The following is a 4,306-nucleotide window of genomic DNA, read 5'->3' as shown; positions in this document are numbered from 1 at the left end:
CGACCTTTTGGCCTCCAAGCTCATTATGCCGTACCTCATTATGGCCTTTATTTTGATCGGGCTTATTTTTCTGGTGCTCTTCTCCTCACTGCCGGAGATCGAGTTCAAAGATGCCGACGAAGACAAAGAGAAGACTAACATATTGCACTACCCGCAGCTTGTCCTCGGTGTCGTCGCCCTCTTTTTCTATGTCGGCGTCGAAGTGGTCGCCGGTGACACCATCGGTCTCTTCGGCCAGAAACTGGGCGTCAGCAACTACACCGCCCTAACCTCGTACACCATGGTCTTTATGGTGCTGGGCTACCTTATCGGTGTTTTGGGAATCCCTAAATACCTCTCGCAGCAAAACGCCCTGACCTTTTCTGCGATCGGCGGTTTTGCCACCGTCACCGCCCTGCTGTTCAGCTCAGACCAAAGCAGCGCCATCTCTACCGTTCTATGGGGCTGGAGCGGCATCGCCACCATTCCTGACCCTGTGGCCCTTGTCGCCATCCTAGGACTCTCTCACGCGCTTGTATGGCCTTCTATCTGGCCGCTTGCACTCCAAGGCCTCGGCAAGTTCACGGCACAAGGCTCCGCCCTGCTCATTATGAGCATCGCCGGCGGCGCCATCCTCCCCCTCGTTTTCGGACAGGCAGCCGAACTCGGCGGCGACATGCAGTTCGCCTACGTCATTACGATTCCCTGCTACCTCTTCATCCTCTACTACGCACGCAAAGGGCACAAGATAACACGTTGGTAAGCCAACGGGTTGACGCCATTGCATTACGCTCCAAATGTAACTAAGCCCTAATGCTGAACTTAGCACAGCAAAAGTGTTCAACTAAGTCCATTTTCATTACTTAGTACACTTTATCTAAGATGAGATTTACGCTTTTTTAGACTGATAACCGCACAATTATTACAATCTCAATAAAGTAACATTTTTTTACAATATTTCATAAGTTCAGATAAGTCCATCTTTAAGCCTTAGTTATATAAAATGTGCATCAATAAATAGTTAGATAATAAAAGAACTAATCAGGAAAATATTAAATGGCAAAAGTTAAGCAAACAAAAGAAGAACTAATTTCACACTTAAAAGAAAATTTAGGATTTTTAAAAGCATCAGCTACATCATTTGATAATGGTAACTTAGGTGAAGCGAAACGATTAGCGGTTTCAATTCGCGTTCTACTTCATGATACAAAACAATCAAAATCACTCTTTAGATTATTAAAACTAAAACAAGATTTTGATTTTCTAGATACAGCACATGATTATGATCCAGCTAACTTAATCAGTCACCACGGACTTGTTGGACTAAGAATTAGTAGTGAAGGAAGTTCATATATAGCATTTCTTGGTGATGGACCAAACACTGCAGCATTTAAAAATATTTCATTTAGCCAATGGTGGAATAAAATCGTTATTTCAGATTCAAAGAAAAATCAATTTACTCGCAAAGAACTTATTTTAGCTTTGGCTAATAAAGATGGAGGAGCCCATGTTGATCCGAATCTAGATGAAGCATATGCTCACCTGACAAGATACAATAGTGTAGGTTGGATTAGTTCATCTAATGGAAAAGAAACTCCTATGAACCATGTTGAACTATTTAGTGTGAGACAAATCGCATATGAATTTATTGAATCATTGGAAAAGTATATCGATGAACACAAACTTTAATCTATTATCTAACTATTGCTCACGACAAACGTTAGTCGAAATTACATGTCTCGAGACAATTACACCAAAGAAAGTGAGTGAAATATGGGTTTGAACCTGTTGGCTGTCTTCATAATTCTAGCGAGCTTGGCTTTGATGGCGGCTGTTTTCTTTTATCGAAGAAAAAAAGATGATGCTGTATTGCCTGTCGCAATAGAAGCGGAGCATGTGGATAGCAATGAAGGCAGTATAGGATGTAATCTGGCGATTTTTAATGAAAATGGAATCAAGATACTCGAATCGAGGGAGATTCAAACCATACCCGAAAGGGCTTATAAAATGGAGTCTTCTGATAGCGCAATCAATCGAGTAAAGCACATGGCGGCAGATTTATTTAAGGGCGCAGTGAGTATTCCAAATAAAACTGTAGAAGTCATTTTCAAGCCAGAGATTCAGCAAGGATTGGCAGATGGCACCTATACGCTGATGAAAACAAATTCTGGAGAGCATCTAGCAGATGCTGTAAATTCTTCAGGAACGATTGTCGGGAAGGGACGAATAATTCAGGGCGGTAAAGCTCGACAACTTGCAAGTGGCGCTTTTCAATTAGTTAGTATTGCTGTTGCTCAGTCGCACTTAGCCGACATAGAAAAAAGCTTAAGCGCCATAAAAGATTCAATTTCTGAAATACTTGAAAGACAAGAAAATGAAGATAAGGCCAGAATATCTGGAGCCTTTGATTATCTGCGTGAAATTGCCACATACATGAAAGAATTCAAATGCCCTGATGAACTTTCTCAGCAAAAGAGAAATGCAATTGAGGGGATTGTGAAAGATTCATATACTTGGCGAAACAAGCTCGAAGAAGATATGGCCTCATTAATTAAGCAAATATCTAATCTTGAAGATTTGGATACATTTGGAACAGGGGCAACCTTTGAAAGGCTGAAAGGCTTAATAGAGAAGGTTGAGCCGTTATTAAAGAGACACAAGCTTTTTCTCAATCTAGCATCAGCAACAAATTTCGTAACTACGTACTTAGACCCAGTAAAACGTGAGTTTTCAAGAGTGAACACAGAAAATGACAAATGGTCTGAGTTAATCGAAAACTTTAAGGATGCTGTTTGGGAAAAGCAGTCATCGCTCATGGGGAAAGCGTTGTTTAACAGCAATGAGACGTTGCAGTTGCGAAGGGATAAATTGAAGTCGCTATCATCTGAGTATCGACAATTAGCTATTGAACAGAAAAATTCCTATGTCTACTCACAAGATTCGCTTGAAAAAAGCGTATCTCGCCTAATTGGCCCTAGCGGCCATGTACATGTTGCAATTTCATTCGATGATCTCGGTGATGTCAATGGCGCGGCAATTCTTTAGCGCCACCGTGCAAATTTCGACTAACAAAGCGCTGCACTCGGATAAATTTTGCGCTGCGCTCCAAATTTCCCGGTGAGCGTGGCGTTAGCTATGGAAGAATTCAAATGTATAAAAGTCTAGTGTTCCTTATGTTGCTGGTAATTGGTCAGGTGGTACAAGCAGATGAATGTATTTTAGACCAAGCTACTCGTGTCAGTAATAATCTTGAGCTTCAAAAGAAATATCCTGGAAGCTATTTAATTGAGAAGAACTTTATATTGGTAGTGCCGGTTGAAAATGGAGAGGTTCATATCAATATTGGTGGATGCACGCACTATGGCATAACCATAGAGCTTTGGACGAAGAATGTAGATAGATATATAAACGAAGAAGTTTTTATGGATCAGATACTCCACTTGGCTCAGACTTATTCTCAGGGAAAAGTAGATCAAGCTAAACTGAAAAAGTTAATTTTTGAAAAAAACTGGATGCAACCAGAGCCACCAAGACGTATATATTTCTTTAATTATTATGAGACAGGCACTTTCGAAGTTTATAAACGAAAGGAAGGGCAGCACATCCTTATAGGCTTTAGCGCCTATAGCTAACAAATCAGAGGAGACCAATCAAAAACCCGCGGGCGACTTTTTGATTGCTCATTTTAAACGTAATCTATAATTCAACCCTAGTGATTGAATCTCCACTTTCCAAAAAACCTACCGCCACTAAAAATCATTCATACCGCAACGCATCAATAGGGTTCATGTTCGCCGCTTTGCGTGCGGGGATGATGCCGAAAACGACACCGATCAGCATGGAGAAGAACAACGCGATCATCGTGATACTCATATCAATGATCAGCGTAATATCGATGGCGCTGGCAACACCGATGGTAATACCGATCCCGATGATGATGCCCGCTATGCCGCCCAGACCGGAAAGCACCACTGCTTCGATAAGGAACTGAATAAGAATGTCCTGCGCCATCGCACCGACAGCCATACGGATACCGATCTCCCGGGTCCGCTCCGTCACCGAGACCAGCATAATGTTCATAATACCGATCCCCCCGACGACAAGCGAGATCGCCGCAACGGCACCCAGCATGACCGTGAGCATCGAGGTGATCTGGGTGATGGTGTCAAGCAGGGCCGTCATACTCCGTACCGAGAAGTTGTCCTCTTCGCCGTTTTTGATGTGCCGCTGTTCCCGCATGACCTGCTGGATCTGCAATTTCGCCTCTTCAAGCGGTATGTTCTCCTTGACGGCAGCCATGATAAGGTGGATGTTGTCGTTTCCGCTG

At 42.6% G+C, this 4,306-nt stretch carries 4 protein-coding genes and 1 pseudogene; 4 read left to right on the top strand and 1 reads right to left on the bottom strand.

Annotated elements, in window-relative coordinates; genetic code table 11:
* The 4 genes and pseudogenes from ABYK33_RS14095 to ABYK33_RS14080 all read left to right on the top strand — a co-directional run.
* Positions 1-742: pseudogene (locus tag ABYK33_RS14095) on the top strand (glucose/galactose MFS transporter); the annotation flags it as partial.
* Positions 743-1,035: 293 nt separating this feature from the next.
* A complete protein-coding gene (locus ABYK33_RS14090; RefSeq protein WP_373033923.1) occupies positions 1,036-1,668 on the top strand; it encodes a hypothetical protein in 633 nt (210 codons plus the stop codon).
* Between the two features lie 84 nt (positions 1,669-1,752).
* A complete protein-coding gene (locus tag ABYK33_RS14085; RefSeq protein WP_373033922.1) occupies positions 1,753-3,024 on the top strand; it encodes a hypothetical protein in 1,272 nt (423 codons plus the stop codon).
* Between the two features lie 104 nt (positions 3,025-3,128).
* Complete coding sequence (locus tag ABYK33_RS14080) at positions 3,129-3,611, top strand: hypothetical protein (protein WP_373033921.1); 483 nt, start codon at positions 3,129-3,131, stop codon at positions 3,609-3,611.
* 124 nt (positions 3,612-3,735) lie between these two features.
* On the opposite strand, the gene ABYK33_RS14075 is transcribed toward ABYK33_RS14080, so the two are convergent.
* Positions 3,736-4,306, bottom strand: a 571-nt coding sequence (locus ABYK33_RS14075) for an ABC transporter permease (RefSeq protein WP_373033920.1), incomplete at its 5' end; no start/stop codon positions are given.

Origin of the sequence: Sulfurovum sp., assembly GCF_041562805.1 — a bacterium.
Lineage (GTDB): Bacteria > Campylobacterota > Campylobacteria > Campylobacterales > Sulfurovaceae > Sulfurovum.
This window is presented reverse-complemented; position numbering and strand designations above follow the sequence as displayed.

Bases quoted from the DNA above. Each gene is read 5' to 3' on its own strand.
- ABYK33_RS14090 (WP_373033923.1), top strand. From the start codon at position 1,036: ATGGCAAAAGTTAAGCAAACAAAAGAAGAACTAATTTCACACTTAAAA.
- ABYK33_RS14085 (WP_373033922.1), top strand. From the start codon at position 1,753: ATGGGTTTGAACCTGTTGGCTGTCTTCATAATTCTAGCGAGCTTGGCT.
- ABYK33_RS14080 (WP_373033921.1), top strand. From the start codon at position 3,129: ATGTATAAAAGTCTAGTGTTCCTTATGTTGCTGGTAATTGGTCAGGTG.